Here is a 24,313-nt window from a genome sequence, read left to right on the forward strand (position 1 = left end):
AAATTTAAAAGCGGCACTGCTGAAATTTAAATGCGGCGAGCAAGGCTAAATTTAAATTTTAAAAGCATGGCGCCTAAAATTTGAACGTCAAGGCTAAATTTAAAGTATCGAAGCGCGGTAATAATCGCGCCGATCGCGCCCGCGGCAATAGCCTAACCGCCACCGCAGCAAAGCCTAGCCTGCCGCGGTAAAACAAAAACCGCCGCAGCAGAAACTAAGCCCTTGCGGCTAAATTTAAGGATTGCAAAGATTGCGACGAGCGATATTTTTGAAAACAGCTACCATAATTTTAAGCGTGTTTTACCCTTTCGGCCTCTATTTTTTACACGGCGGCGCGCGAGTCTGCTTGCTCGCGGCGATGAGCGCGCTATGGGGAGCGCGAGCCGTTTTTGAAAGTAAAGATCGCGCTATTAAGGGCGCGAGCGCGGCATTTTTTGCGTTGTGCGCCCTTTTTGGCAGCGGAACGCTCGCATATTTGTATCCGCTCATAATAAATTTCTCGCTCGCGGCGCTTTTTGCGCTCAGCCTAAGATCGACGCCCGCTATCACGCGCCTAGCGCTTTTGAAGCAGCCAGGTCTCAACGAGCACGGCCGCGCCTACACGCGCAAGCTGACCGAAATTTGGCTCGGATTTTTCGTGCTAAACGGCCTACTTAGCGCGGCGCTGCTGCTACCGAGAGATAAAATTTATTGGAGCGTTTACTGCGGCGCGATCTCATACGTCCTCATCGGCGCGCTGATCGGCGGCGAGATGATTTTTAGGAAATTTTATGTTAAAAAATTTGATTAATTCTTTGAAGCCTTACGAGCGCGAAATCCTTGCCGCGGCGGCTCTTGCGAGAGATTTAGCAAAAACTGGATGCAAGCAGAGCGAAGCGGCAAGCTTAAAAGACGCGGACAAACTCCAAAGTAGCGCAGCAAGCGTAAATTTAAAAGGCGCAGAAAATTCTAACAGAAGCGCAAATCTCAATGATGCGGAAAATTCTAGCGACGGCACAGGTGCCGCGCGCGTCCCGCAAATGGCGCAGACGCAAGAGCAAAAAAGTGCGCCGATGATCGAAATTTACGGCGAAGACGCGGCAGAGTTCATTGCGTTTTTTTTCGGCGCGCTGATTGCGGGTTTTGCGCCCGTGCTGCTGCGAGAGCCCAAATTTAGCGGCAAATTTCATCTAGGCGGCGACGTGAAAATTCCAAATCTCGCCGCAGCGCAAAATTTAGACGAATTCAGCCCTCATGATTTAGAAAACATTTCGTCTCGCGATACAGTAAAATCTGCGCTTAAAATTTCATCTAAAAACGCGCCGCAAAATCACGCGCTGTGCGAGCAAGAGGCTGTCTCTTTGCATCTGCTGCGCGCGGATCAAAAATTATATATCAAAACTTCGGGCTCCACGGGCGAGGCGAAAAATATCGAAAAAAGCCTGCGCGATATGGTTTTGGAAGCGGAATTTTTAGTAGAAAGATTTGGCCTTTGCGCAAGCGATCGATTTTTATCGGGCGTCTCGCACCAAAATATGTTCGGGCTTACCTTTAGCATCTTCGTGCCGCTGCTTTGCGGCTCGCGCACGCAAAAAGGTGGCCTAAACTACCCCGAAATCATCCTCGCAGCCGATCTTGCGGGCGCCGTGCTGATCAGCTCGCCCACGGTGCTAGGCGCGCTATGCGAACACGCAGATGCTGCAAACATAGCGCCTTTGGGCACTATTTTTAGCGCGGGCGCGCCGTTAAGTTCTGCGATCCGAGATAGGTTGGCAGCGCTTAGTAATGCCCGCATCGTCGATATTTACGGCTCGAGCGAAACGGGAGTGATCGCCTGCAACGAGGGCGCAGGACTTAAAAAATTCGCTCCAGTTAGCGTGCAGATTCGCGCAGATATTGATAGCGGCAGCGCGGCAAAATGCGAGAATAAGCCTTTCGATCCTGCAGCAAGCTCTTGCGGCCAAAATTCTACAGCAAAGCCTAAAACGAGCCGTGTGGACGGGCAAGACACAAACCGCTTGGGCAAGCAAGCGTCTAAATTTAATGCAGACGTTAGCGATAAAACCGCGACCGATACAGAAAACAGCTCCGCACCGAGCTCTGCGACAAAACACGACGATAAATTTGCGCAGACAGAGGGGCTTTGCGATAAATTTGGGGCAAAGCAGCTCTCCGACAAATTTTCGCAAACGGGCGAGTTTACGATCAGCTCTCCTTGGTGCGAGCGCTTCGAAAGCCGCGATTTCGGCTATGTGCGCGCAGACGAGATCACGCTTTTGGGGCGAGGCGACCGCACCGTCAAAATCAACGAAAACCGCGTGAGCCTCGATCTGCTCGAAGCTAAACTCCGCTCGCACGAATTTATCGGCGAATGCAGGATCGATCTACACCCGCAGCGCGACCGCGCCGTAGCTCTTATCAAGCTTAGCGAGCGCGGCGAGCAGGCGTTTCGCGCAGGAGGCAAAAAGGGCGTCACGGACGAACTGAAGGCCTTTTTAAAGCCCGAATTCGGCGCGATTTTGCGCTACTTTAAAATCGCAAGCAAGCTGCCTTTTAACGAGCAGGGAAAGTTAAGCAAAAAGGACTTTTTAAGCGCCCTGCAGCGCTACGAGGTGCCCGTTTTCGAGCAAAGCGCGGAGAATGAGTTTCGCGCGAAGGTACGCGCTAGCGACTTTTATTTTGACGGACACTTTGCGAAATTTGCGCTGGTGCCCGCGTTTATGCAGCTTCGCTTCGTATTGATCTGCGCAAAAGCCCTCGGCTACGAGCTGGACGGCATGCAAAAGATAGAAAATTTAAAATTTAAAAATTTCATCCGCCCGGGCGATGAAATTTCAATCAAAATCACCGAGGCAAGCGGCAAACTCCGCTTTGAAATTTCAAACGACAAGGTCTGCGCCAGTGGAAGAATTTGCCTTTAAGCCCGCGTTTTTACTGCCCTACTTCAACCACCCCGCGCGTATCGCCGAGCTCGTGCACGCCCTGGCGCCCATCGCGCCCGTGCTGATCGTGGACGACGGTAGCGATGAGGCGAGCAAAAGCGCGCTAAAGGGGCTTGCGGCTCAAATTTACGCCCGCGCGCAAAACGGCGGCAAAGGCGCTGCCGTGTGCGACGGGCTGGCGTGGGCGAAGGAGCTTGGATTTACGCATGCCTTTCAGATCGACGCAGACTTTCAACACGACGTAGGCAGATGCGAGGAGTTTTTGGCGCTTGCGGCAAAGCAGCCCGCCGCGCTGATCTGCGCCACGCCAGTGTATGATGAAAGCGCGCCCAAATCCCGCCTGCATGGACGCAAGATAATGAATTTTTGGTGTGTGATAAATACCCTTTCGCACCGCATAAAAGACGCGATGTGCGGCTTCAGAATCTACCCGCTAGAGGGGATCGTGCCGCTTCTGCCTCGCACTAAAAGCCGCAGGATGGGCTTTGATGCCGAAATTTTAATCCTAGCCGTGCGCGCGGGGCTAGAGATAAAATGGCTCGATCTGGCTGTGCGCTACGAAGCGGGCGGGGTGAGCCACTTCGCGCCGTTTCAGGATAATTTCGGAATTTCGCTGATGCACGCGAGGCTATTTTGCGGCCTTCCGCTATGGCTTGCAAAAAGAGCGCTAGAGCGCGCCTGCGATAAATTTAAAAAGCGCGGCTTTCAGGATGTTTCGCGGCAGAGCGCGAATGAAATTTTGCAAGGGCTAGCGGGGCAAAGCTTTTGCAGCAGCGCGCGGCGCGATAGTTGCAAAGGTGTGAAAAAAGAGATGGGCGGCGGCGCAGACGAAAAAGCTGGTACCGAAAAATGCGGCGACAAAGCCGCAGTACAAAGCTCACAGGCGGAAAATTCAGCACAAAGCCCGCTCGTAAAAGCCTCGTCGCAACATGCCGCCGGAAAGGACGGACGCGATGGCTAAACACTGGAGCGAAAACAACGAAAAGGCGGGCGCGGCGCTTTTAAATTTAGCCCGCTTCATCACGCTTCACACTCCCGATTTTTGCATGCGAGGCACCGCGCTTTTTATCTCGGCGATCTATTTTGCGCTGCTTAAAAATGAGCGACGCGCGATCAGGGAGTTTTTGCGGCGCGCGCTTGATCGCAAGCCCAAGACCCGCGAAATTTACGCGAATTTTTATAAATTTTCCCTCAGTCTGTGCGAAAAAATCGCGGTTTGGAACGGCAAGATCGCGCTGGATCAAATTCGCGTACAAAGCGGCATGAAGGAGCTTTTAAGCGACGGAACGGGTAAAATTTTAATCACTTCGCACTTCGGCAACACCGAGATCGCGCGCGCCCTTTCGGCAAACACGGCGGGGATAAAAATCAACGTGCTGATCTTTCGCAAGCACAGCGAAAATTTTATGAAATTTATTGAAAAAATGGGCGGCGGCGTGAAAATTCTATACGTCGGCGAGCTCGGTATCGGCGAGATGCTGCAAATCAAAGAGCTACTGCAAAACGGCGAGCATATCGCAGTAATGGGCGATCGCATGCCGGTGGGCTCGGATAAATTTCAAAGCGAGGATTTTTTAGGACGCAGCGCGAATTTCCCGATCGGCGGGTATCTGCTCGCCAAAATTTTGGACGCGCCGCTATTTAGCCTATGGTGCTACGAAGGGCGCAGCGGCCACGAGCTGCGGCTGCAGCCGCTGCCTGCGCCGCTAAAGAACCGCGATAAGGCGCGATCGGTCGCGCCGTCGCTTAAATGCTACGTGCGGCAGCTAGAGCTTTATGCCAAAGAATTTCCTTCTCAATGGTATAATTTCTTTGATTTTTGGGCGCAAGGGAAAAATGCGAGCGCTGCGAAGCGCGACGGCGCGCAAAATTTCGGCGAGACGAGCACGGATACTGCGTCAAATTTAAATGGCGCAGCGGGTTTAAATGACACGGCGAGTTTAAATACGGCGCCAAATTTAAAAAGTATGGCGGGCTCGGATACTGCGCTAAATTTAGATAATTCAAATTTGAGCGCTGCAAAATCCGCCTCGCAAGACGAAAAATTTCATAGCGGAGAGAAAAATGAAAGAGTATAAATTTCGCGCCAGATTTTACGACGCCGATCCGATGGGCGTGATGTGGCACGGCAACTACGTAAAGCTCTGCGAGGACGCTAGATGCGAGTTTTGGCGCGACGCGGGCTACACATATATGCAGATGAGAGATGATGGATTTATATATCCCATTATCAAAATGGAGTTTAAATTTATTGCGCCGATACTTTTTGACGACGAGGTTGCGGTGAGCATCGAGCTGCTTGAGTGCGACACGATCATAAAATTCTCCTACCGCATCAAAAGCCTATCGGGCGCGCTCCTAGCCAAGGCAACCACGTCGCAAGCTGCGGTGGAGCTTGACTCCAAAAGGACGCTGTATGAGATACCGCCGCAGTTAAGGGCGTGCGCGGATAAAATTTTAGCAAAGAAAAATTCCGCGAGTAAAATTTCAGCGGCAGATAGAATTTCAGCAGCAGATAAATCCGCGTCCGAGCAAAACCGCCCTCAAAACGCCGCGGCGAATGAAATTTTGCCTAGCGATAACGAGCAGTGAAATTTAGCGAGCATAAAATTTAAAGGACTACGATGAAAATTTTAGCTTTATTTTTAGCGATTTTGGGACTTACGAGCGCGCTTGAAGTAAGCGATCTGGCGCTTAAGACCGACAATATCGGCGGCAAATTTAGCGAAACGCTCAGCATTGAGGGCTTTGCCGAGCCCGTGCGAAGCAGCGGCGAGTTTAGGATCAAAGGCGGCGAGCTGTTTTGGACGACGCTAAAGCCGGTGCGAAGCGAGCTAAAAATCGGCGCGGACGGCGTTTTTGAGCGTAGCGGCGAAGCGTGGGTCAAAAGCGCCGATTCGCTTTTTGATAAGGACACTTTTTTGGCGATCTCGCGCCTGGACGTAGCGCGACTTAGCAAAAATTTCTCGATCGCGCTAAGCGGCAGCAAAGATGCGTGGCGCGCCGAGCTAAGCCCCAAAGGGATGCTGCAAAATATCTTTAAAAATATCGTGATCGAGGGCGGTGCCTACGTCAGGGTGCTGCGGATTAGCAGCGCTAACGGCGACGTGAGCGAAAACGTATTTTCGGACGTCGTGAGCTTAGATGAGTAAGAGCGCGATTTTAGCGGCATTCGGCGCGGCATTCATCGCGCTTTGCGCCTTTATAGCGTTAAATTTAAACCGCGTAAATTCCGATTTTTACGAGCTGAGCGGCATCGAAATTTCGGGCGAGCAGAAACAGAGCGTCGAGGATTTCAACCGCGAGATCGCGAGGCAAATAATCGTCGCAAGCGCGGAGAGGGCGAGCTTTGACGCGTTCATTGCGGATATGCAAAAAAGCGGGCTTTTTGAGAGCATAATTTACGAGGTCAAAGACGCGAGCGTGTATCAGAGCGAGCTTGCGCGCTTCGCGCCCGCGATGCTCGATGATGCGAGCGTGGAGCTTTTAAAAAGCGATCCGCAGGCCTTTTTTGAGCGTAGCGCGCGTGAGCTTTACTCAAAATTTCGTCCGCTTAGCCTCTCGCAGGACTTTTTCTCGCTTAGCCTTCACTCGCGCCTCGGCGCTCGCGGCGCGATTAAGCTCGATCCTGCGCAAAACCGCTTCATCGCGGCCATTGACGGCGCGCCGCACTACCTCGCTACGGCCAAACTCGCTCCGAAAGCAAACGACGACGCGCTTAGCGCGCTGGTGCACAAGGCGCAAAAGAGCAAAATTTTAATCTCAGGCACCGCCCTTTTTAGCGCATTGGGTAAAAGCGCGGGCGTGCGCGAAAGCTCCATAGCGGGCGCCGTATCGCTTAGCCTGTGCGCAGCGCTGCTGCTGGCGGCATTTTCGCGCGTACGGATCTTCTGCCTGCTGCTGCCAGCGCTTTTCGGGCTTGCCTGCGGCGTAGCGGCTACGATGGCGATCCGCGGCTCGATCCACATCCTAAGCGCCGTGGTTTCGACGAGCCTAATCGGGCTGATGCTGGATTACGCGGTGCACTGGCTCGGCGCAAACATCTCGCGCCGCATCGAAGCTCGCTCGATAAAAAGTATGCGAAACATCCTGCTTCTAGGGTTTTTCATCACCGCAGGAGGCTACTTCGTATTTTTATTTAGCCCGTTTTTCCTGCTCAAAGAGATCGCGATCTTTGCCATAGCCGCACTTGCGGGGGCGTTTTGCTTTAGCTACTTCGCCCTGCCGCTACTTCTTGAAGGAGCGGAATTTTGCCCCACCCCGCTCTTTGCAAAAGCTCTTGAACTCTACGCGAAGGCTCTTTGCAAGGTAAACCTAAGCCTAAAAGCGCTCGCCATCGTTTGCGCGGTACTGCTTGCGTTTTTGTATTTTAAAATGGAGCTTAAGGACGATGTCAGCGAATACGCGAGCCTGGATAAAAACCTGATCGCGATGAGCGCCAAGCTCGCAAGCATCGGAGGCTCCAGCTTCGATCTGATCGTGGGCAACGATGCAAGCGCGGTAGCCAAAGAGGTCGTGGCGCGCGGTCTTGCGGACTCATACACCGGCGCGCCGATTTTGGATCCCGCTACGCAGAGCTTTATCAAGCAGGCCTTTGCAAACTACGATAGAAGCGCGTTTTTGCGTCTCGGGCTTAGCCGCGAGCTCGTGGACGCAAACTTTGCTAAGATCGCAGATGCGCCTATTTTAAGCTACGAGCAGGCGAGAAGCTCCGTTCTTTTTGCCGCGATGCCGAGCATCGATCCGCACATCGCTTTTTTGCGCGGCGTGCGCGATAAAGCAGCCGTAAGCGAGCTTGCCGCGCAGATGGGCGCGCTGCATCTAAACATGCGAAGCGCCATAAGCGAGGCGTTTTCGCAGATCAAAATCAACGCCTTGTATCTAAAATGCGCCGCATACGCGCTCGCGCTCGCACTGCTGTGGGCGTTTTTCGGCGCGCGGACGGCGTGGCTGATCGTCATCTGCGTTTTTGCGACAAATTTAGCCGTGCTTGCCCTACTTAGCGCATTCGGCGTGAGCGTGAATATTTTTGCGATCTTTGCGCTGATCCTCTCGGGAGCCGTGGGGATCGATTATATGATCTTTGCAAATAACGATAAGATGGCGCTTAGCGATAAAATTTTCGGCATCACGCTCGCGTCTTTAACCAGCATAATCTCCTTTTTTACGCTCGCTTTCAGCTCCACTAAAGCCGTGGCGCTGTTTGGGCTCTGCGTCAGCCTTAACATCGCGCTAGCGGCGATCTTAGCGCAAGTTTTGGCGGCGAGCAAGAAAAGCTAATCAAGCGGGAGCCGAAAGTACTAAATAGACGCTATTTGCGTCGCTTGCAGATAAAATTTTATGAAAAAGTGTGCCGTAAATTTACGTAGCCGCGACGAATGAAAATTTAGTCTAATGCGCCGCGAGATAAAATTTAACTGATTAGCGCGAAATAAAATTTTAGATAAAATTTCGACCAAGCAAGCTGCGAACCGAAATTTAAAAAACAAGGTTGCGGGATAAATTTTAAAAGTTGATCTTTGGCGCAGCGTCTCGAAGCATGCTATTAAATTTGAACCTATGTAGTGTATTTTTAAATTTAAACCCTTGCGGCGCGTTATTAATTTAAATCTGCGCGCCGATCCGCCCTACTCGCCGCTTTTGCCCGCTTTTATCATCTTTATAAATTCCTTTGCGAGCTTGGATGGTTTTTTATACACGACCGAAAACGACACGTCCAAAAGCGGCTCATCCGCGACGTCAAAGAGCGTGATGTAGTCCTTTTGCGTCTCAAAAATATACCGCGCGAAGCTGAAGCTGACGCAAAGCCCCGCCGCGACCATCGCGTTAGCCACGTACAGATAGGAGGTGTCGCAGAAAATTTGAGGCGTAAAGCCGGCGTTTTCAAAGATCTTTTTGAAGTTCGATTCGCTTTTTAAAATTTTACTGCTGATTGCAAATTTATCGGATTTGAACTCGCTAAGTGCGATCTTGGGGTATCTCTCGGTAGAATTTATACTCGCTCGCGAAACAGCAGGATGAGAGGAGCAGACGCTTAGAAGCAGCCTGCGCTTTTTTATAAACTCGCACTCAAGCCCCTCTGCGAAAAGCTCGCCAAAGTGCGCGGCATAGACGATATCAAGCTCGCCGCTTTTTAGCATCTCGATGAGCGCAGGCTCGGAGTGAGCGTGCACGACCCTGATGTCGGCTTTAGAAAACCTACTGTAAAACATCGCGATGATCTTTTCGATAAATTTAAAGCTGGTCGAGGTCGCGCCGATTACGAGCTTGCCCGTCTTGATTGACGAAAGCCCGCGGATTTCGTTATTTAGCTCCTTATTGAGCCTAAGCATATTTTTCGCTCTGGCGATGTAAATTTCGCCCGCATAGGTAAGCTCAAGGCCATTTTTCCTATCGAAAATTTCGATCCCGAGCTCCTTTTCTAAAAGCATAATGCTCTTTGAAAGCGACGGCTGGGCGATTCCAAGCTCGCTTGCCGCTTTTGTAAAGCTTTTAAGCTCCGAAATTTTTACCGCAAATTCCATATGTCGCAGGCTCATATTTTGCCCCTTCGGTTGAAATTTTATAGCCTTTAGCTATTAAATTATATACCAAATAACATTTGACTTACATAAAGATTTAATATAAAATTACGACATTAATCTTTAAGATTAAAAAATCTCTAAGTAAAGGGGCAAAATATGCAGAGACGCGACATACTGAAAATGGGTATGATAGGAGCCGGTGCACTCGCACTTAGCGCGGTAAATGCGCAAGCAAGCACAGTAGACGCAAAGGACGTCAAATTTGACGAAGAGTGGGATGTAATCATCATCGGTAGCGGCTTTGCTGGACTTGCGGCGGGCTTAAAAGCAGCCGAGAAAGGCAACAAAGTCTTGATTCTCGAAAAGATGGGCCGCATCGGCGGAAACTCCGTCATCAACGGCGGCGGTATGAGCGTGCCAATGAACCCTGTACAGGAAAAAACGGGCATCAAAGACAGCAAAGAGCTATTTATGAACGACTGCTTAAAGGCGGGTCTTGGCATCAACCACCCAGAGCTTTTAAGCACTCTAGCCGATCGCGGCTTGGACGCGTTTAAATTCCTCGTCGATAGTGGCGTGCAATTTAAGATGGATCACTGCGCGCACTTCGGCGGACACAGCGTCGCGCGCTCGATGCTAACTACAAATGATAGCGGCTCTGGCTACATCCAGCCGATGCTTGAAAAATTTGAAGCGCTAAAAGACAAGGGCTGTGAGCTTCGCCGCCGCGCGAAATTTGACGATTTCGTAATGGACGGCGAGCGAGTAGCGGGCGTCGTGATCCGCGAGGAGTATAAATTTGATCCGAATCTTTACAGCGACGATCTTGAAAACACAAGCGGCACCAAAAAGACGCTCAAAGCCAAAAAAGGCGTAGTGCTCGCAGCGGGCGGCTTTTGCCGCGATAAAATTTATCGCAAGCTTCAAGATCCGCGCATCCCCGATGACGTCGATAGCACAAATCACGCGGGAGCTACCGCGGGCGTGCTGTTAAAAGCCTTTGAGATCGGCGCGTATCCGGTGCAGGTCGATTGGATCCAGTTCGGTCCGTGGGCGAGCCCAGATGAGAAGGGCTTCGGTACCGCTCCTATCCTAACTCAGCAAGGCACCTTTAAATACGGTATCGCCGTGGACGTTCGCAACGGCAAGCGCTTTATGAACGAGCTTGCAGATCGCAAGACTCGCGCAGATGCGGAATTTAAAATTTTACGCGAGGATCCGAAAGCCTATCCGATAACCTTCGCCGATACCAAAATGGCGTTTAAAGACCTAAGCGAAGAGGTTATTTCTAAAGGCATGGCAAGTGGCAAGCTAGTGGGCGAATGCGCGAGCCTAGATGAGATCGCCAGTAAATACGGCGTGCCTGCGGATGCCTTAAAAGAGAGCATCAAAAAATACAACGAAGGCGTTAAGGCAAAAAAAGACGAGTTTGGCAAGCAAGAAAGCGCGCTTAGCGAGATCAACGAAGCGGGGCCTTTCTACGTCATCCGCCTCTCACCGAAGCCTCACCACACGATGGGCGGTCTAAAGATTAACGAAAAGGCAGAGGTTCTATCCTCTAAAACCAATAAGCCGATCCCTGGGCTTTGGGCTGCGGGCGAGATCACCGGCGGAACTCACGGAGCAAGTCGCTTAGGCACCGTCGCGATTACCGACTGCATAGTTTTCGGAATGATCGCGGGCGAGCAGATCGCCTAATTTGGTCTGAGCGTAAGCTCTTTAAAGCCTTGCCGGTAGCGAAAGCGGACCGGCAAGGCAGTTTTATAAAAGGTTGTAAATGAAAAATTTCAGTTTTACGGCGCTGTTTCTGTGCTGTATCATCGCGACTTTGTTCGGCGCGCCGAGTGCTAATGACGCCAACGCCACGAACATAGTCGTTTCAGATGAGCTTCGGGCAAAATACAAAATCAAACCTCATCACGAGCATTTGGCGTTTGACTGCGTCGATTGCCACGTAAATCAAGGAAGCGATCCGTCTAAATTTAAAAGTATCGGCGACAAGGGCTGTATCAGCTGCCACGGCGACAAAAAGAAGCTCGCTTTGAGGCTTAAATTTATGGATACGCTTAAGGCCAATCCGCATAACTCCGTCCACGACGGTCCTACGCTATACTGCGACGAATGCCACAACGAGCACAAGGCATCTACGAATATGTGTACGGAATGCCACGAGCACGAAGTGCCGCAATGGATGGGGGTGACACCATGAGAATTTCTAAAAAATTACTAGCGCTTATCATCTTAATAAGCGGCATTATAGGGTTTTTCGTCGTCGTGCCGGTGCATTACGCGCTTGAAAAAACTAGCACCGATAAATTCTGCGACGTCTGCCACGAGATGGATCCGATGGTGATCGCCTATCAAGACGACGTCCACTCGGGCAAGGGCAAAACGGGCGTCAAAGCCAAATGCGTCGATTGTCACCTACCGCACGACAATATCGTAAAATACGTCTATCAAAAGGCCAAAAACGGCGTGTTGGAGGGCTACTCGCACTTCTTTGACGAGCCCGAAAAATACGACTGGAGCGCAAGGCGCAAAAACCGCGAGCACTATGTGTTTGACAACGGCTGCACGAGCTGCCACGCCACCGTGATCGACAGCAAGATCACCTCCGAGCAGGCGCAGCGCATGCATGCGCACTACAAAAAGCTCTTAGGCACCGAGCGCGAGCTCAAATGCGCGAGCTGCCACGTAAGCGCGGGGCACGGCATCGGGCTTCGCAACTACCTAGAGTACTGGCGACCGACGTATAAAATTTACGAAAAGAAGATGATGCAGGAGAAGATCAAGGCGAAAAAGGAATTTTTCGGCGACGAGTACAAACCGAGCGCCGAAGAGCAGGCCTTTATGGACGCTTCTAGCGCGAAGAAATAACGCTTTGAGATTATAAAGCGTTCGATTCACGCTTCAATTCATGCTCCGCCGCGGATTAAATTTAAAGCTTAAATTTAGGGCTTAATTTGATCCGCGGCGATTAAATTTAGCCGAGTAGAATTTCATCTCGCTTTTATTCCGCTTGATCCGGCAAGTAAAATTTTATCCTTTCTCATCTCTTTTACGCTTTACGGGCGAGCTTTAAAATTTATCCAAATTTAAAATTTCATCGAAAGAAGCCGTGCAAAAATCATCGCTTTTTTTTGATATCTTAGCGCCGTATACTAGGGCGCAGTCAATGCCCGCTATATTAAGGGCTTAAAGACAAACATCAGTTTGCCAATGTCAGATATACAGTGTGCTTATTCTACGAAATGCTGCTGAAATTTTACTAGATTAAATAGCTGCGTTAAATTTAATAGCGAGGCTTTGGAATTTTAAAATTTCGCGGATCGGATCGGCAAATTTAAAATTTCATCTCTCTAGGTTTCGCCGAATCTATCATTTAAATTTATCGTCTAAATTTCGTCCTTGCTTCATTAAATTTAAGAGTCCGTGTAAATTTAGAGAGTTTGGATTGAAGCATTTAGCGAGCAAGGGCTCGCTTGATAATGCATGACGGGAAAGAGTAAATTTTTCGGGTTTAACGCCCTTTTTTTGCGTCATATACGAGGCAAAATAATGCAGATAAGAAAGAGCGGAAAAACTCCGCTCTTTAAAGCTTTAGTTGCCGCTTAGATCAAATTTATACGCAGCTTGCAACCATATCTCGTTCTCGTCGAACTTTCTATTTACGCCGCTAGCGTAGTGATCGCTTCTCTCAAGCGCAGTGTAGGTTACGCCCAAGCTTAGCCCCTTAACGGCCTTAGGAGCGTAGTTTGCCGTTACCGCCCAGCCCTCTACGTCCATGCTGGTGCCGACCTTTTGGCCCGCAGCCCCGCTAGCATTGATATTATTCGTGCCGCCTACTCTGTCCTGATCGCCCTTTACGTAGTGTAGCGCAGTTTTGAAGCCGTCCAGACCGATAGCGCCGAAGTCGTAATCAAGCACGATCTTGTGCGTATCCATACCCGCATATCCCGTGAAGACGAACGGACCTCGGATAGGTAGCGCGGTGTATGATCCAGGGCCGTTGCCGACGCCTAAAATAACGGCATCGTCATCGCTAACGGTCGTATAGGCATACGATAGGCCGAATCCGAAAAACTCGCTAACCGAGACTCTTGCGCCGAACATATCGCCGTCAAGCCTTCTTGGCTCCAGCCCTCCGTCTACGCGCGAGCCTTTGTAGTTAAGATCAAATCCCAGCTTCAAAACCTCGCCTACCGGCACTTTTACATTTGCCTCGGCAAGATACAGGTTAACGTCGCCGTCTTTTAACGCGTTAGCAGGTTTTACGTCCGTTACCGCTGCGTAAGCGCCGGTTAAAGTAGTATAAGGCAAGGATTTATTTTGAACATATGCGGAGAAGATATTTTCAAATTTTACGGCGACCGGACCGGTCATATTACCCAGAATCACCCTATCTTTAAACAAAGGAGCCTTTCCTTCGCCGGCTGGAGCGCCCATAGCGGTTTTACTCCTTCCTTGGAATTTATAAAACCATCCGCCCCACAAGGTAGTATCGGGGATATCTTTGTTAGATATCGCTACGCCCTCGAAAGCCTCTTTAAACGCCCTCGTATAGTTGCCTGCTACCAGCGGAGTAACGACATATTGTCTACCCACTTTTATATCGGTATTTCCTATGCCGTATCCCAGGTATAATTCAGATAATACCGCACCCTTGGTATACCACTCCTTATCGTAGGCGATCTTATTGCTTGAGCCTACGCGATACGGCATCAACCAGCCTTGCCCGGTAAGCCCTATTCTAAAGCCGTAAAGAGGATCGGTAACATATCCGAGCTCAAGACCCACGCCGAATGCCTCGTAGTCGCTATCGCCCGTAGCGGCTTCGCCTCTATTGTCTACGGTTTTACTGGCGTAAGTAGTCTTTACCGTTCCGCCAAGCTTACCGTTAGTGATCGCCTCGGCTACGCTATCCGCCGCGCTTAGCGAGGATACCGCACATGCGCAAACCGCCGCAGCTAAACTTAGTTTGATGAGTTTCATTCGTAATCTCCTTTCATAAAGATTTACAAATATTTATAAAATCAATTATATCAAACAATCTCGCTGTTTACGATAAAAAAGGGGGAAATTTAAAATAGAATTACGCAACTTTGTAAAGATTAAATTAATGAATAGTGAAATTTATCGCCCGATTTATGATTTCATGATTTGACGGATATTTTCGGCTCGCGCTCCAACCTCGGCTCGAAGATAAAAGCGATCAAAATTTTAAAATTTCAAAAACGCCGAACCGAGCCGCCAAATAAAATTTTTACCGAAATCAAAGGGTGAAATTCCGCCGCTTTTAAATTTTAAAATTTAAAAAGCTCGTGAAGTTTGCCTGCAGAAATTTCTCTTTAAATTTAAAACGCGGCCACATAGATATATGCAGCCGCGCGGAATTTTGCTAGCAGATTGAAGCTCTAAATTTAGATAATCTACAGAGCCTTTGCGATCAGCTCGTTTACGTTTTTGATAAACCCGCTCGGATTTTCCAGCTCCTGCCCCTCGCTAAGGCGTGCCAGATCGTAGATTATCTCGGCTACTTGCGGCAGCATCAGTTTATCGGCCTGCAGCTTTTTGATGATCTCGTGATCTGCATTGATCTCCAAAATCGGCTTTATTGGCGGTAGATTGCGGTTTCCCATCTGCTTAAGCAGCTGCTGCGTCGCAAAATCTGGGTCGTTCTCGTCAAAAACAAGGCAGGAAAGCGAGCCGCTTAGACGCGATGAAATTTTAACATCCTTGACGCGTTCGCCTAAAATTTCTTTGATCTTTGCGGCGATCTCTTTGGCTTGCGGCGTCGCGGCGTCGTCGCTCGCAGCTTCCTGCTTGATCGAAGTCGCATTTTTAACCGGCGTCTTATCAAACTCAAAAACGCCCGGCATCACGATCGTATCGATCTCATCGTCGCAGAGTAGCACCTCCGTGCCTTCGGCGTTAAATTTCTCGATCAGAGGCGAGCTTTTAAGCATCGCGGCGCTGTTTCCCGCGATATAATAGATCTCTTTTTGACCCTCTTTCATTTTTTCCTTATACTCGCTAAGCGTGATGAGCCCGTCTCGCAGGTTTGATTTGAAAAGACAAAGCTTTAAAATTTCCTCTTTGTTTGCGCCGAAGCCGTAAAGCCCCTCTTTCAAAACCTTGCCGAATAATTCGTAAAATTTTATGTATTTTTCGCGATCGCTTTGCAAAAGCTTCTGCAGCTCGGATAGAATTTTTTTCACGCTCTGTTCGCGAACGTAGGCTAAGATTCGATTTTCTTGTAAAATTTCGCGGCTTACGTTTAGCGGCAGATCCTCGATGTCCATTATGCCGCGTACGAAGCGCAGATAGCTAGGCAGCAGCTCTTTGGCATCGTCGGTGATGAAAACGCGCTTGACGTAGAGCTTCACGCCGCTTTGATAATCGACGCGATATAGATCGAAAGGCTCGCTGCTCGGCACGTAAAAAAGCGTCGTGTATTCGTGCGTGCCCTCGGCCTTTGTGTGGATATAAAACAGCGGATCGCCGCTATCGTGGCTGATCTGCTTGTAAAATTCATTGTAATCGCTCGGCTTTAGGCTGTTTTTTGGCAGCTGCCAAAGCGCGCTCGCGCGGTTGATCTGGACGTTTTTGATTTCGCTATGTCCCTGCTCGCCCTCTTTTTGCGCAGGCACGTATTCTTCTTTATCCATAAAGATCGGATAGGGGATGTGGTTGGAGTATTTTTTGATAATGCCTTCGAGCCTGTAGCCGTCCAAAAATTCCTCATCTTTCATATGCAGGATTATCGTCGTGCCGAAGTCCTCTTTTTGCGCCTTTTCGACTGCGTAGTTGCTCGCGTCGCTGCTCCATTTAAAGGCGTCCTGCGAGAGCGGCTTGCGGCTGATAACATCGATACGATCCGCGACCATAAACGCCGAATAAAACCCGACGCCGAACTGCCCGATGAGGTTGCTGTCCTTCGCCGCATCGCCGCTAAGGCTCGCCATAAAGCCCTTAGTGCCGCTGCGTGCGATAGTGCCGAGATTGCTCTCGAGCTCGGCCTCGTCCATACCGATGCCGTTGTCGCCGATGCTTAGCGTTTTGGCCTCTTTGTCGATCTTTATATCGATGCGCGGCACATACGAAAGCGCCTTGTAATCGTCGTTCGTAAGGCACAAATAGTTTAATTTATCCAGCGCGTCGCTTGCGTTTGAGATCAGCTCGCGCAGGAAAATCTCCTTGTTTGAATAAAGCGAATGGATCATCAAATTTAGCAGATCATTCACTTCGGTCTTAAATTTTTTCTTTGCCATTATGCGGTCCTTTTTAAAAATTTTGGCAGATTATATCATGGAGTGCTAATCTTGTCAAGAGAAGAATAAATAAACTTGATATGAATCCTATCAAGTTTTGGAAATTTAGAGGTGCGTTTTAAAATTTAGCGTGGAATTTTGCTCGATTTGCTACCTACGAAATAGCCGCTCGCTCGACGTAAAATTTTGACTTTCTACGCGCGTCAAGCTTCTAGTTTTCAGGCGTGCCAAACACAAAGGCGCCGCCGCGAAAACCGAAAAATCCGCAAAAATCGCAAAAGCCGCAAAAATTTCAAGCGCGGATTTCGATAAGAATTTCGACGCATCATAGCGAAGCTTCCTTCCGGAGAGGAAAAATCAAAAATTTATCTCTTAAAAAAACGAGAATGAAATTTATCGATTTTTAAGGGGGGGGGGGATAGAATGCGCTAAATTTTTGGTTGAAAGGAAAAATATAGCTGAGGATAAGATTAACGGGAACGAAGCCTTGACCCAAAACGGCATGAACAACAATAAGAAAGAAAGTGAAACGAAAAATATAAATGAAGATAAAGAAAATGAAGCTTTTGTCCAGGTTTCTTTATCGATTTTGGGCGGTATAGTAGGCGGCGCATGGGCTAATATATTAGATAAAGATTTATGGATTAATGTATTAACTATAGCTGTAGCGGGCTTTATTGTCTATGCAACAATAACTTGGCACGATAAGAAATTAGATAAAAAGATAGGATTTCCTATTCTGATTGTTCTTTTGCTCATAATAATGGCTCTACTTGCGTGTTTAGCATATTGCATTCACAAATAATTTCAAATGAGAAAAGAATGAAAAAAGTAATTTTGGTTTTGGCAGTTCTAGCGAATTTGGCGTTTTCTGCTGAAGAATTAACACAAGCTCAAATCGAATATTTCGATAAAGAGTGCGAGGGTAGAAATTTAAAGTATTGCACTGTAATCGGTGAATATTACTTTATGGTTGGCGGAGAAAGGATAGATTACAAAAAAGCAAAATACTATTTTGAAAAAGTTTGCAAAATGGACAAAGCTGTTCAAAAAAAAATGAATATTTTATTGAAAGCTGCGGAAATCTCGCAGCTATGTATTATAAGGGGATTGCCGGGATCGAACAAAATTATAAAGAAGCGGCTCGCTTATTGAAAGTGACTTGCGATATTGGAGACCCTATGGCATGTAACAATCTTGGGATAATGTACAATAATGGATATGGCGTGAAAAAAGATATAACAAAAGCCGTATCTTGCTATAAATACGCTTGCAATAAAAACAATTGGCGAGGATGCTCGAGTCTTGGTGCATATAAGATTGCTTTAGGCAATAAGAATACGGCTGTTAAATATTACAAAAAGGCTTGCGAGTTGGGTAAAAACGACTCAGAAGCACAAAATCCAAGCAATAAAGATTTTTGGCAACTCACTTGTGAATTGTATAAAAAATTAAAATAGACTTAAAGTTACCCGAGCTGAATTTGCGTTCGGGTAAACCCGCTCAAATTTTCCCAAATCAAATTTAAATTTTCGCCACTCTCGTTTTCGCCGATCCTTACGCTGCTTTTTGTTATTAAAACGTCGCATCCTGTCCTCTTTAGCCGTATTTGCCGCGTAGCAGAGCGCGCGAAAGAGAAAATTTTAATTTTATTCGCCCTGCTCTGCGATGAAATTACGCGCAAAGTATGGGCATAAAAAACGGAGGCGCCTTAAATTTTACTCATTACGTCGCCAATGATCGCTTGTGCGCCGTTTCGATCCGCAAGCTCAAGCAGTCCTTTGCTCGCGCGCGCCACGTCGAAGCTCTGAATCAAGCCCAAAATCCGCTCGCCGCTTGCGTCCTGCTGGCGTAAAATTTCGCAAAGCCCGCGCTCCTTAAGAAATTTAGCGTTATAAAACTGATGATCCGCCGCCGCGAACGGAAACGGCACGAATATCGCGGGCAGGCCGTTTGCGCAGAGCTCCCACAGCGTGCTGGCGCCGCTACGCCCGACGCAAAGATCGGCGCTTGCGATAAGCTCGTGCATGTTTTTGCAAAAGCCCACGAGCTGTACATCCAGACCCTGCTGCGCGTAGATATGCGAGATGCGCTCAAACTCGCGCTCGCCGCACTGATGGATCACGCCGTAGCCGAGGCTCAAGAGCTTAGGTGCAAGCTCCACGGCAAGCGAGTTGATAAAGCTCGCCCCCTGCGAGCCGCCCAAAAAGATGACCGTATTAAGCGCCGTGCGCGGCCGCGCCGTCTCGAAAAAAATATCCGCGATCGGATAAGCAAACGCGGGCTTTTCATAGGAGCTGTAAAACGCGCGCGCAAAGGGCCTTAGCAGGCGGTTGAGCCGCCCGCAAACGGCATTTTGCTCGTGGATAAAAAACGGCACGCGAGAAAGGATCGCCGCGATGGATGCGGGCGCCGAGCTGTATCCGCCCACGCTGATGAGCGCGCGGACGCCGTTTTGCTTTAAAATTTTACGCGCCGCAAGCGAGAGGCGCAGGATATTTAGCAGCGAGGCTAGCTTGGCAAAGCCCTTTTTATCGACGACGCCCGAGCTTTGCAAAAAATAGGTGTGCGCAAAAAGCTCGCTATTTTCAAACCACGCGCGATCCTGCCCGCGGTTTGAGCCGATAAAGATCGCTCTGATGCCCTGCTTCGCAAGATGGGCGGCTAAATTTTTAGCGATAATCAGATGCCCACCGGTGCCGCCGCCGCTGATTGCTATGACCATACTTTTCCTTTAAATTTATAAAATTTCGCGCTTAAATTTAAGCCTCGGCGCGCTTCGGCGTAGAATTTTAAGCGCAATTCGACTCTAAATTTACGTCTAAATTTAAATCGCGTTCGCCTCAAAGCCTGCAAAAGCCTTAGAATTTCGCCCTTTTCGACGCCATCAAAACGAGCCCTACCGCAAACGACGCCGCGAGCAGGTGGCTGCCGCCGTAGCTTAGAAACGGCACGGCGATACCTTTAACCGGCGAGATCGACGTAATGCCGTAGGAGTTAATAATGAACGAAAAGAAAAACATAAAGCCTATACCGAGGCAAAAGAGGAAATTTACATTACTCGGCGACTTACTCGCGGTCTGAAAGATGCGAAATAGCATCGCATAAAATAGCGCCACGATGAGTAAAATCCCGACGAACCCCCACTCCTCGGCGATACCTGCAAGCACGAAGTCGGTATGCACCTCGCTCAGATATCCTAGCTTAAAGCTTCCAAGCCCAAGTCCCTGCCCAAAAAACTCGCCGTTGTTTATCGCATTTAGCGAGTGTCCGACCTGATACGGCGCGCTAGCGTCCTCTATACGCAGCCCGGCGGCTGTTTCGGGCGACATAAACGATAGCACGAAATCCTGCACGCCGCCCCACCACGAACGCACGCGATCGACCCTGTGCGCGCTCGTGACGATAAAAACGTAAGCAAGCCCCAAAATCCCCATAAAGCTAAAGCCGATGAGCTTGAAGCTCGTGCCCGCAAAAAGCGACATAAAAATCATCGTAAGCCCCAGCACCGCGACCTGCCCCAGATCGTTTTGCACGATGGCGACTAGGATCACCACAAAGCCGAAAAGTGCTACGTAAGGAAGCAACGTCGCGATCTCGCGCCCGATGCTTTTTTTGGAGTGATCAAGCTTGCGCGAGAAGCTCCACGCCAAAAAGTAGATGAAGCCCACTTTGAAAAATTCCACTGGCGCGAGATTAAAAAACGGCAGTCTGATCCAGCGCGCCGCGCCGTTAACGTCGGCGACCAAGGACTTGGGCAAAAAGCCCATCGCGAGCATCAAAATCCCCATTATCGCAAAAAGCGACATACACACCGGCGTTAGGCATTTATCGGGATCGGCGCGCGAGACGATCCACATCACCGCGATGCAGGCAATCCCTACCGCGCACTGACGATAAAAAAAATGCAGTGGCGTAGCGCCCAGCAGAAGCACCGTATATGAGCTCAGCGACAGCGAAAATATCATGCCGATCGTAATGAGCGCGCAGGTGAAGTAATATAGCCATTTATCGGTTCTCAATCATCTCTCCGTTTTAAAATTTATTCGCATTTACGCGCGCCGTGCACGCTTTGTCTGCTACGCAAGACTCAAACCTCGCATCGCACCCGTGCCGCACGGCGCCGATCGTGGCACCGCCTTTTAAAAAGCGTACGGTACGACCACCTATTGTCTCTTTTGGCACGTAATGCGATCATGCGTCTTTGACGCGTGGCGCAAATTTTATTCTCGCACATAGGCAGCTTTGCGGCGTACGCTGCGGGATAGCGCACCGTAAAGCACAGCACGTCCTACGTCGCCTTGCAAGTACGCATTTTACCCTCGCGCATCGCGCAGTCTTTCGACACACGCTGCCACGCCGTAGAGCGCAACCGCACTATCTTTTAATACACAGGCGGGTGCATTCTAGCTCCGGCAGGTGTATCGCGGCGGCTTTCGGCACGCTATAGCATGGTCGTAAACCGCGACTATGCAAAATTGCACATAGGCATTCGTGCCGCAAATCAGCCGCCACGCATGGCAAGCCAATACTCCGGCAGTTTCTCCCGCTTGCGCAGTTGCAAGACATTTCATATTGGCACGATGCGATTTAAAATTTAGGTCCGCTGCAGCAAATTTTAAAATTTTAAAATTCTAAAATTCTAAAGCCCAAAAAGAAGCAAAATTTTAAAATTTTAAATTCTGCAGGGCTCTATAAATTTATAAAATTTAAAATCGCAAAATTTTTAGTGCTCAATTTTTAAATTTTTAAAGTTCGCTCTATTTTCGTTCCGCTTGCACTTTAAAATTTCGCGCCGCGGTTCAAATTTAGCGCCGCGGTTCAAATTTAGCGCCAAGAACACAGCGCGCAATTAAACCGCGCTTAAATTTCAAATGCGTCCTAAAACGGGTGCACCGCAAACGAGCTGTAAAACGCGCTGTTTGTACCTGCCGAGCACTACCTTAAAGCGCCCCGCCATACCGTAAAAAACCTCGATCACATCCGCGCAAGTCGCCATTTTGCCTCAGCCGCAGAGATACAAGTGCGAGCTGTGGGGCATGGACATACAAATTTAAAAATTTAAAATTCGCAACAGGTACTGAAATTTTAAAATTCCACCGCTTCAAATCCAATAAATTTCAAAATTTTACCGATGCAGACCGATCAAATTTCAAAAATTCCGACGCCGCAAATCCAATAAATTTCAAAATTTCGCTGCTTAAATTTTATCAAAATTTTGAAATTTACTTGATTATGTCGCGCTGGCCTTTGGCGTTGATCTCGCTTAAAACGCCCATCTGTTCTAGCTGCTCGATGATCGTCGCGGCGCGGTTGTACCCGATACGTAAGCGGCGCTGCAGGTAGCTGATCGAGGTCTTTTCCTCCTCCAAAACGATCGCTTTCGCCTCGTCGTAAAGCTCGTCAAGCACAATATTTTGCGGATTGATTATACCGCCTTCTTGCTTGGCGCCCTCGTTTTCGATCAAAAATCGCTCGTCGTAAACGACGCTTTCTTGCGCTTTTAAAAATTCCGCGATCTTGTTGATCTCATTCTCGGTCGTAAACGGCGCGTGTAGGCGGATGAGCCCCGGCGCGGTAGGCGGCGTAAAGAGCATATCGCCCCGCCCGAGCAGGCTGTCCGCGCCCATCTGATCCAAGATCACCTTGCTGTCGACCTTCGAGCCCACGCGGAAGCTGATGCGACTAGGCAGATTCGCCTTTATCAGCCCCGTGACGACATCCACGCTAGGGCGCTGCGTCGCCACAATGAGATGGATACCGCTGGCGCGCGCCATCTGCGCCAGACGCGCGATATAGTGCTCCACGTCCTTGCCGCTCGTCATCATCAGATCCGCGAGCTCATCGATGATAACGACGATGTAAGGCAAAATTTCGCCCCCCTCGCGCAGCATCTTTTCGTTGTAGTTGTCGATGTTTTTTGTCCTGTTTTGCGCCATGAGCGAGTAGCGCTGCTCCATCTCGGCTACAAGGTTGCTTAGCGCGATGATCGCCTGCTTAGGCTGCGTGATGACGGGCGTTAGCAGGTGCGGGATGTCGTTGTAGATGCTAAACTCGAGCATCTTCGGATCGATCATTATTAGGCGCAGGCTCTTGGGCGAGTTGCGATACAAAAGACTAAGCAGCATGGCGTTGATGCCCACACTCTTGCCGCTTCCAGTGGTGCCTGCGATGAGAAGGTGCGGCAGCTTTTTAAGATCGGTAACGAAAGGCTGGCCCACGATGTCCTTGCCAAGCACGATGGTAAGCGGACTGGAAGCGCTTTTAAACACGTCGCTTTCTAAAATTTCGCGCAGATAGATCGTATCGATATTTTGATTCGGGATCTCGATACCCACGACGTCTTTGCCCGGAACCGGCGCTTGGATGCGGATGGTCTGCGCCCTAAGAGCCATCGCCAGGTCATCTTGCAGCGTGAGAATTTTACTTACCTTGATATGCGCGGCGGGGCGAAACTCAAATGTCGTAACGACCGGGCCCGAATAGGTCCGCACCACGTCGCCGTCGATCTTAAATTTACGCAGCTTATCGAGCAGGTCGTAAATTTTACGATCGATCTCGCTCTCGTCGATATTGCTTTTCTTTTTCGGCGGCGGGTTTAAAAAATCAAGCGGCGGCAGCTTAAAATCCTTGGGCTTAGCCACCCTGCCCTTATCGAGCTGATCCAAAAGCCTTTTATTTTCGGCGACCTCGCTTAGGCGCTCGACCCTTTTTAGCCTGCTCGGCTTTCCCTTTTGCGGCATTTTAAGCTCGCATTCAGCGGAAGCCTGCAGACCCTGCGCGTCACCAAAATTCTGCTCATTTTCAGGCTCGCGAGTATCGTTTAAATTTTGAAAATTTTGCCCGCCTTCAAAACCGCGCTCGCTTGCGCCCTGCTCCATAAAATTACCCTGTTTCGCCGAATTTTCCTCTGCGCTCAAAGCGTCATTCGAAGCGTTAAAATTTTCCGCACCTCTCAAGCCTTGCGCAGACGAATACCTTGCGAGCCCGCCTCTTTGTGCTGCATCTGCGTCGCTAGCAAAATCGTCTCCAATTTCATCCTGCGAGCTTTCATCTCTTGAGCCAATAAAGCAGTTTTTGATGATGTCGGTAAAACGATCTTCAAATATAAGCACTAGCGAAAGCACAAAAATCGTAATATTAAAAATCCATACGCCGACGCTTCCGATCATTCGCCTAAGTCCGTTCACCGCGAAGCTACCAACTGCTCCACCACTAGCGCCAAAGAGACTCGACTGCACCATCAAAATGGTAAAAAATAGCAAAATCGCGCCGATGCTAAACTCAAAAAATCTAAAGTCAAAACCGCGAAAATGCTTATAGGCTACGTATGCTAAGGCGAGCAAAAATAGCGGATAGATGTATGCAAAATAGCCGAATAGCTGGGTATTAAATGAGCGGATGGCATTGCCGGCGCTGCCTACAAGCGCAGAATCGGGCGCAATAGTAGCAAGCCCAAAAAATATTATGATAGCCGATATGACGATAAAATATATTTCTTTAACTATGATTGATCCTTAAATTTAAAGCGGTATTTTAGCCAAACGAAGGTTAAAATTTTATTTGAAGGATGAAATTTTAATGCTTTGATAAAATT

At 49.1% G+C, this 24,313-nt stretch carries 20 protein-coding genes; 13 read left to right on the top strand and 7 right to left on the bottom strand.

Annotated elements, in window-relative coordinates:
- Positions 1-268: 268 nt before the first annotated feature.
- From Q0144_RS06650 to Q0144_RS06680, 7 genes are read left to right on the top strand one after another with little or no spacing between them, the layout of a single operon-like run.
- A complete protein-coding gene (locus tag Q0144_RS06650; protein ID WP_298062741.1) occupies positions 269-790 on the top strand; it encodes a DNA gyrase subunit B in 522 nt (173 codons plus the stop codon).
- Positions 771-2,900: an AMP-binding protein gene (locus Q0144_RS06655; RefSeq protein ID WP_298062743.1), complete on the top strand. Its 2,130-nt coding sequence runs from the start codon at positions 771-773 to the stop codon at positions 2,898-2,900. Before Q0144_RS06650 ends, Q0144_RS06655 begins: the two co-directional genes overlap by 20 nt.
- On the top strand, positions 2,881-3,882 hold the full coding sequence (locus tag Q0144_RS06660) for a glycosyltransferase family 2 protein (protein ID WP_298062745.1): 1,002 nt from the start codon (positions 2,881-2,883) through the stop codon (positions 3,880-3,882). Before Q0144_RS06655 ends, Q0144_RS06660 begins: the two co-directional genes overlap by 20 nt.
- A complete protein-coding gene (locus Q0144_RS06665; RefSeq protein WP_298062747.1) occupies positions 3,875-4,999 on the top strand; it encodes a hypothetical protein in 1,125 nt (374 codons plus the stop codon). Before Q0144_RS06660 ends, Q0144_RS06665 begins: the two co-directional genes overlap by 8 nt.
- Positions 4,986-5,513 (top strand): thioesterase family protein, encoded by a 528-nt coding sequence (locus Q0144_RS06670; RefSeq protein ID WP_298062749.1) that lies wholly within the window; start codon positions 4,986-4,988, stop codon positions 5,511-5,513. The genes Q0144_RS06665 and Q0144_RS06670 overlap by 14 nt, the downstream gene beginning before the upstream one ends.
- A gap of 32 nt (positions 5,514-5,545) precedes the next feature.
- Complete coding sequence (locus Q0144_RS06675) at positions 5,546-6,073, top strand: outer membrane lipoprotein carrier protein LolA (protein WP_298062751.1); 528 nt, start codon at positions 5,546-5,548, stop codon at positions 6,071-6,073.
- Positions 6,066-8,201, top strand: a complete 2,136-nt coding sequence (locus Q0144_RS06680; protein ID WP_298062753.1) for a hypothetical protein — start codon at positions 6,066-6,068, stop codon at positions 8,199-8,201. Before Q0144_RS06675 ends, Q0144_RS06680 begins: the two co-directional genes overlap by 8 nt.
- Before the next feature lie 347 nt (positions 8,202-8,548).
- Here Q0144_RS06680 and Q0144_RS06685 read toward each other — a convergent pair whose 3' ends face one another.
- Positions 8,549-9,460, bottom strand: a complete 912-nt coding sequence (locus Q0144_RS06685) for a LysR family transcriptional regulator (protein ID WP_298062755.1) — start codon at positions 9,458-9,460, stop codon at positions 8,549-8,551.
- Positions 9,461-9,601: 141 nt separating this feature from the next.
- Here Q0144_RS06685 and Q0144_RS06690 point away from each other — a divergent pair, with 141 nt between their 5' ends.
- The 3 genes from Q0144_RS06690 to Q0144_RS06700 all read left to right on the top strand — a co-directional run bounded on the left by Q0144_RS06690 (position 9,602) and on the right by Q0144_RS06700 (position 12,322).
- Positions 9,602-11,143, top strand: coding sequence for a flavocytochrome c (locus tag Q0144_RS06690; protein ID WP_298062756.1), 1,542 nt, complete (start codon positions 9,602-9,604; stop codon positions 11,141-11,143).
- 79 nt (positions 11,144-11,222) lie between these two features.
- Positions 11,223-11,654: a cytochrome c3 family protein gene (locus tag Q0144_RS06695; protein ID WP_298062758.1), complete on the top strand. Its 432-nt coding sequence runs from the start codon at positions 11,223-11,225 to the stop codon at positions 11,652-11,654.
- On the top strand, positions 11,651-12,322 hold the full coding sequence (locus tag Q0144_RS06700) for a NapC/NirT family cytochrome c (RefSeq protein ID WP_298062795.1): 672 nt from the start codon (positions 11,651-11,653) through the stop codon (positions 12,320-12,322). The genes Q0144_RS06695 and Q0144_RS06700 overlap by 4 nt, the downstream gene beginning before the upstream one ends.
- A gap of 723 nt (positions 12,323-13,045) precedes the next feature.
- Here Q0144_RS06700 and Q0144_RS06705 read toward each other — a convergent pair.
- Positions 13,046-14,437 (bottom strand): OprD family outer membrane porin, encoded by a 1,392-nt coding sequence (locus Q0144_RS06705; protein ID WP_298062761.1) that lies wholly within the window; start codon positions 14,435-14,437, stop codon positions 13,046-13,048.
- A gap of 437 nt (positions 14,438-14,874) precedes the next feature.
- Positions 14,875-16,716 (bottom strand): molecular chaperone HtpG, encoded by a 1,842-nt coding sequence (htpG, locus tag Q0144_RS06710; RefSeq protein ID WP_298062763.1) that lies wholly within the window; start codon positions 16,714-16,716, stop codon positions 14,875-14,877.
- A 436-nt stretch (positions 16,717-17,152) separates the two neighbouring features.
- Here htpG and Q0144_RS06715 point away from each other — a divergent pair, with 436 nt between their 5' ends.
- From Q0144_RS06715 to Q0144_RS06725, 3 genes are read left to right on the top strand one after another with little or no spacing between them, the layout of a single operon-like run.
- Entirely contained in the window at positions 17,153-17,521 is a 369-nt protein-coding gene (locus Q0144_RS06715) for a hypothetical protein (RefSeq protein ID WP_297942299.1), read from the top strand.
- Positions 17,522-17,538: 17 nt separating this feature from the next.
- A complete protein-coding gene (locus Q0144_RS06720; protein WP_298062765.1) occupies positions 17,539-17,871 on the top strand; it encodes a hypothetical protein in 333 nt (110 codons plus the stop codon).
- Positions 17,811-18,176 carry a tetratricopeptide repeat protein gene (locus Q0144_RS06725; RefSeq protein ID WP_366111373.1) on the top strand — a complete coding sequence of 122 codons (366 nt, stop codon included), beginning with the start codon at positions 17,811-17,813 and terminating at the stop codon, positions 18,174-18,176. The genes Q0144_RS06720 and Q0144_RS06725 overlap by 61 nt, the downstream gene beginning before the upstream one ends.
- 251 nt (positions 18,177-18,427) lie before the next feature.
- Here the strand turns inward: Q0144_RS06725 and Q0144_RS06730 are convergent, their stop codons facing one another.
- The 4 genes from Q0144_RS06730 to Q0144_RS06745 form a co-directional block, all read right to left on the bottom strand.
- Complete coding sequence (locus Q0144_RS06730; protein ID WP_298062767.1) at positions 18,428-19,441, bottom strand: UDP-N-acetylglucosamine--N-acetylmuramyl-(pentapeptide) pyrophosphoryl-undecaprenol N-acetylglucosamine transferase; 1,014 nt, start codon at positions 19,439-19,441, stop codon at positions 18,428-18,430.
- A gap of 136 nt (positions 19,442-19,577) precedes the next feature.
- Positions 19,578-20,738, bottom strand: a complete 1,161-nt coding sequence (locus Q0144_RS06735; RefSeq protein ID WP_177389148.1) for an FtsW/RodA/SpoVE family cell cycle protein — start codon at positions 20,736-20,738, stop codon at positions 19,578-19,580.
- Positions 20,739-21,586: 848 nt separating this feature from the next.
- Positions 21,587-21,715, bottom strand: a complete 129-nt coding sequence (locus Q0144_RS06740) for a hypothetical protein (RefSeq protein WP_298062769.1) — start codon at positions 21,713-21,715, stop codon at positions 21,587-21,589.
- A gap of 226 nt (positions 21,716-21,941) precedes the next feature.
- Positions 21,942-24,185: a DNA translocase FtsK gene (locus tag Q0144_RS06745; protein WP_298062798.1), complete on the bottom strand. Its 2,244-nt coding sequence runs from the start codon at positions 24,183-24,185 to the stop codon at positions 21,942-21,944.
- Positions 24,186-24,313: the final 128 nt, after the last annotated feature.

The sequence above is a fragment of the uncultured Campylobacter sp. genome (genome assembly GCF_938045345.1).
Taxonomy (GTDB): Bacteria; Campylobacterota; Campylobacteria; order Campylobacterales; family Campylobacteraceae; genus Campylobacter_B.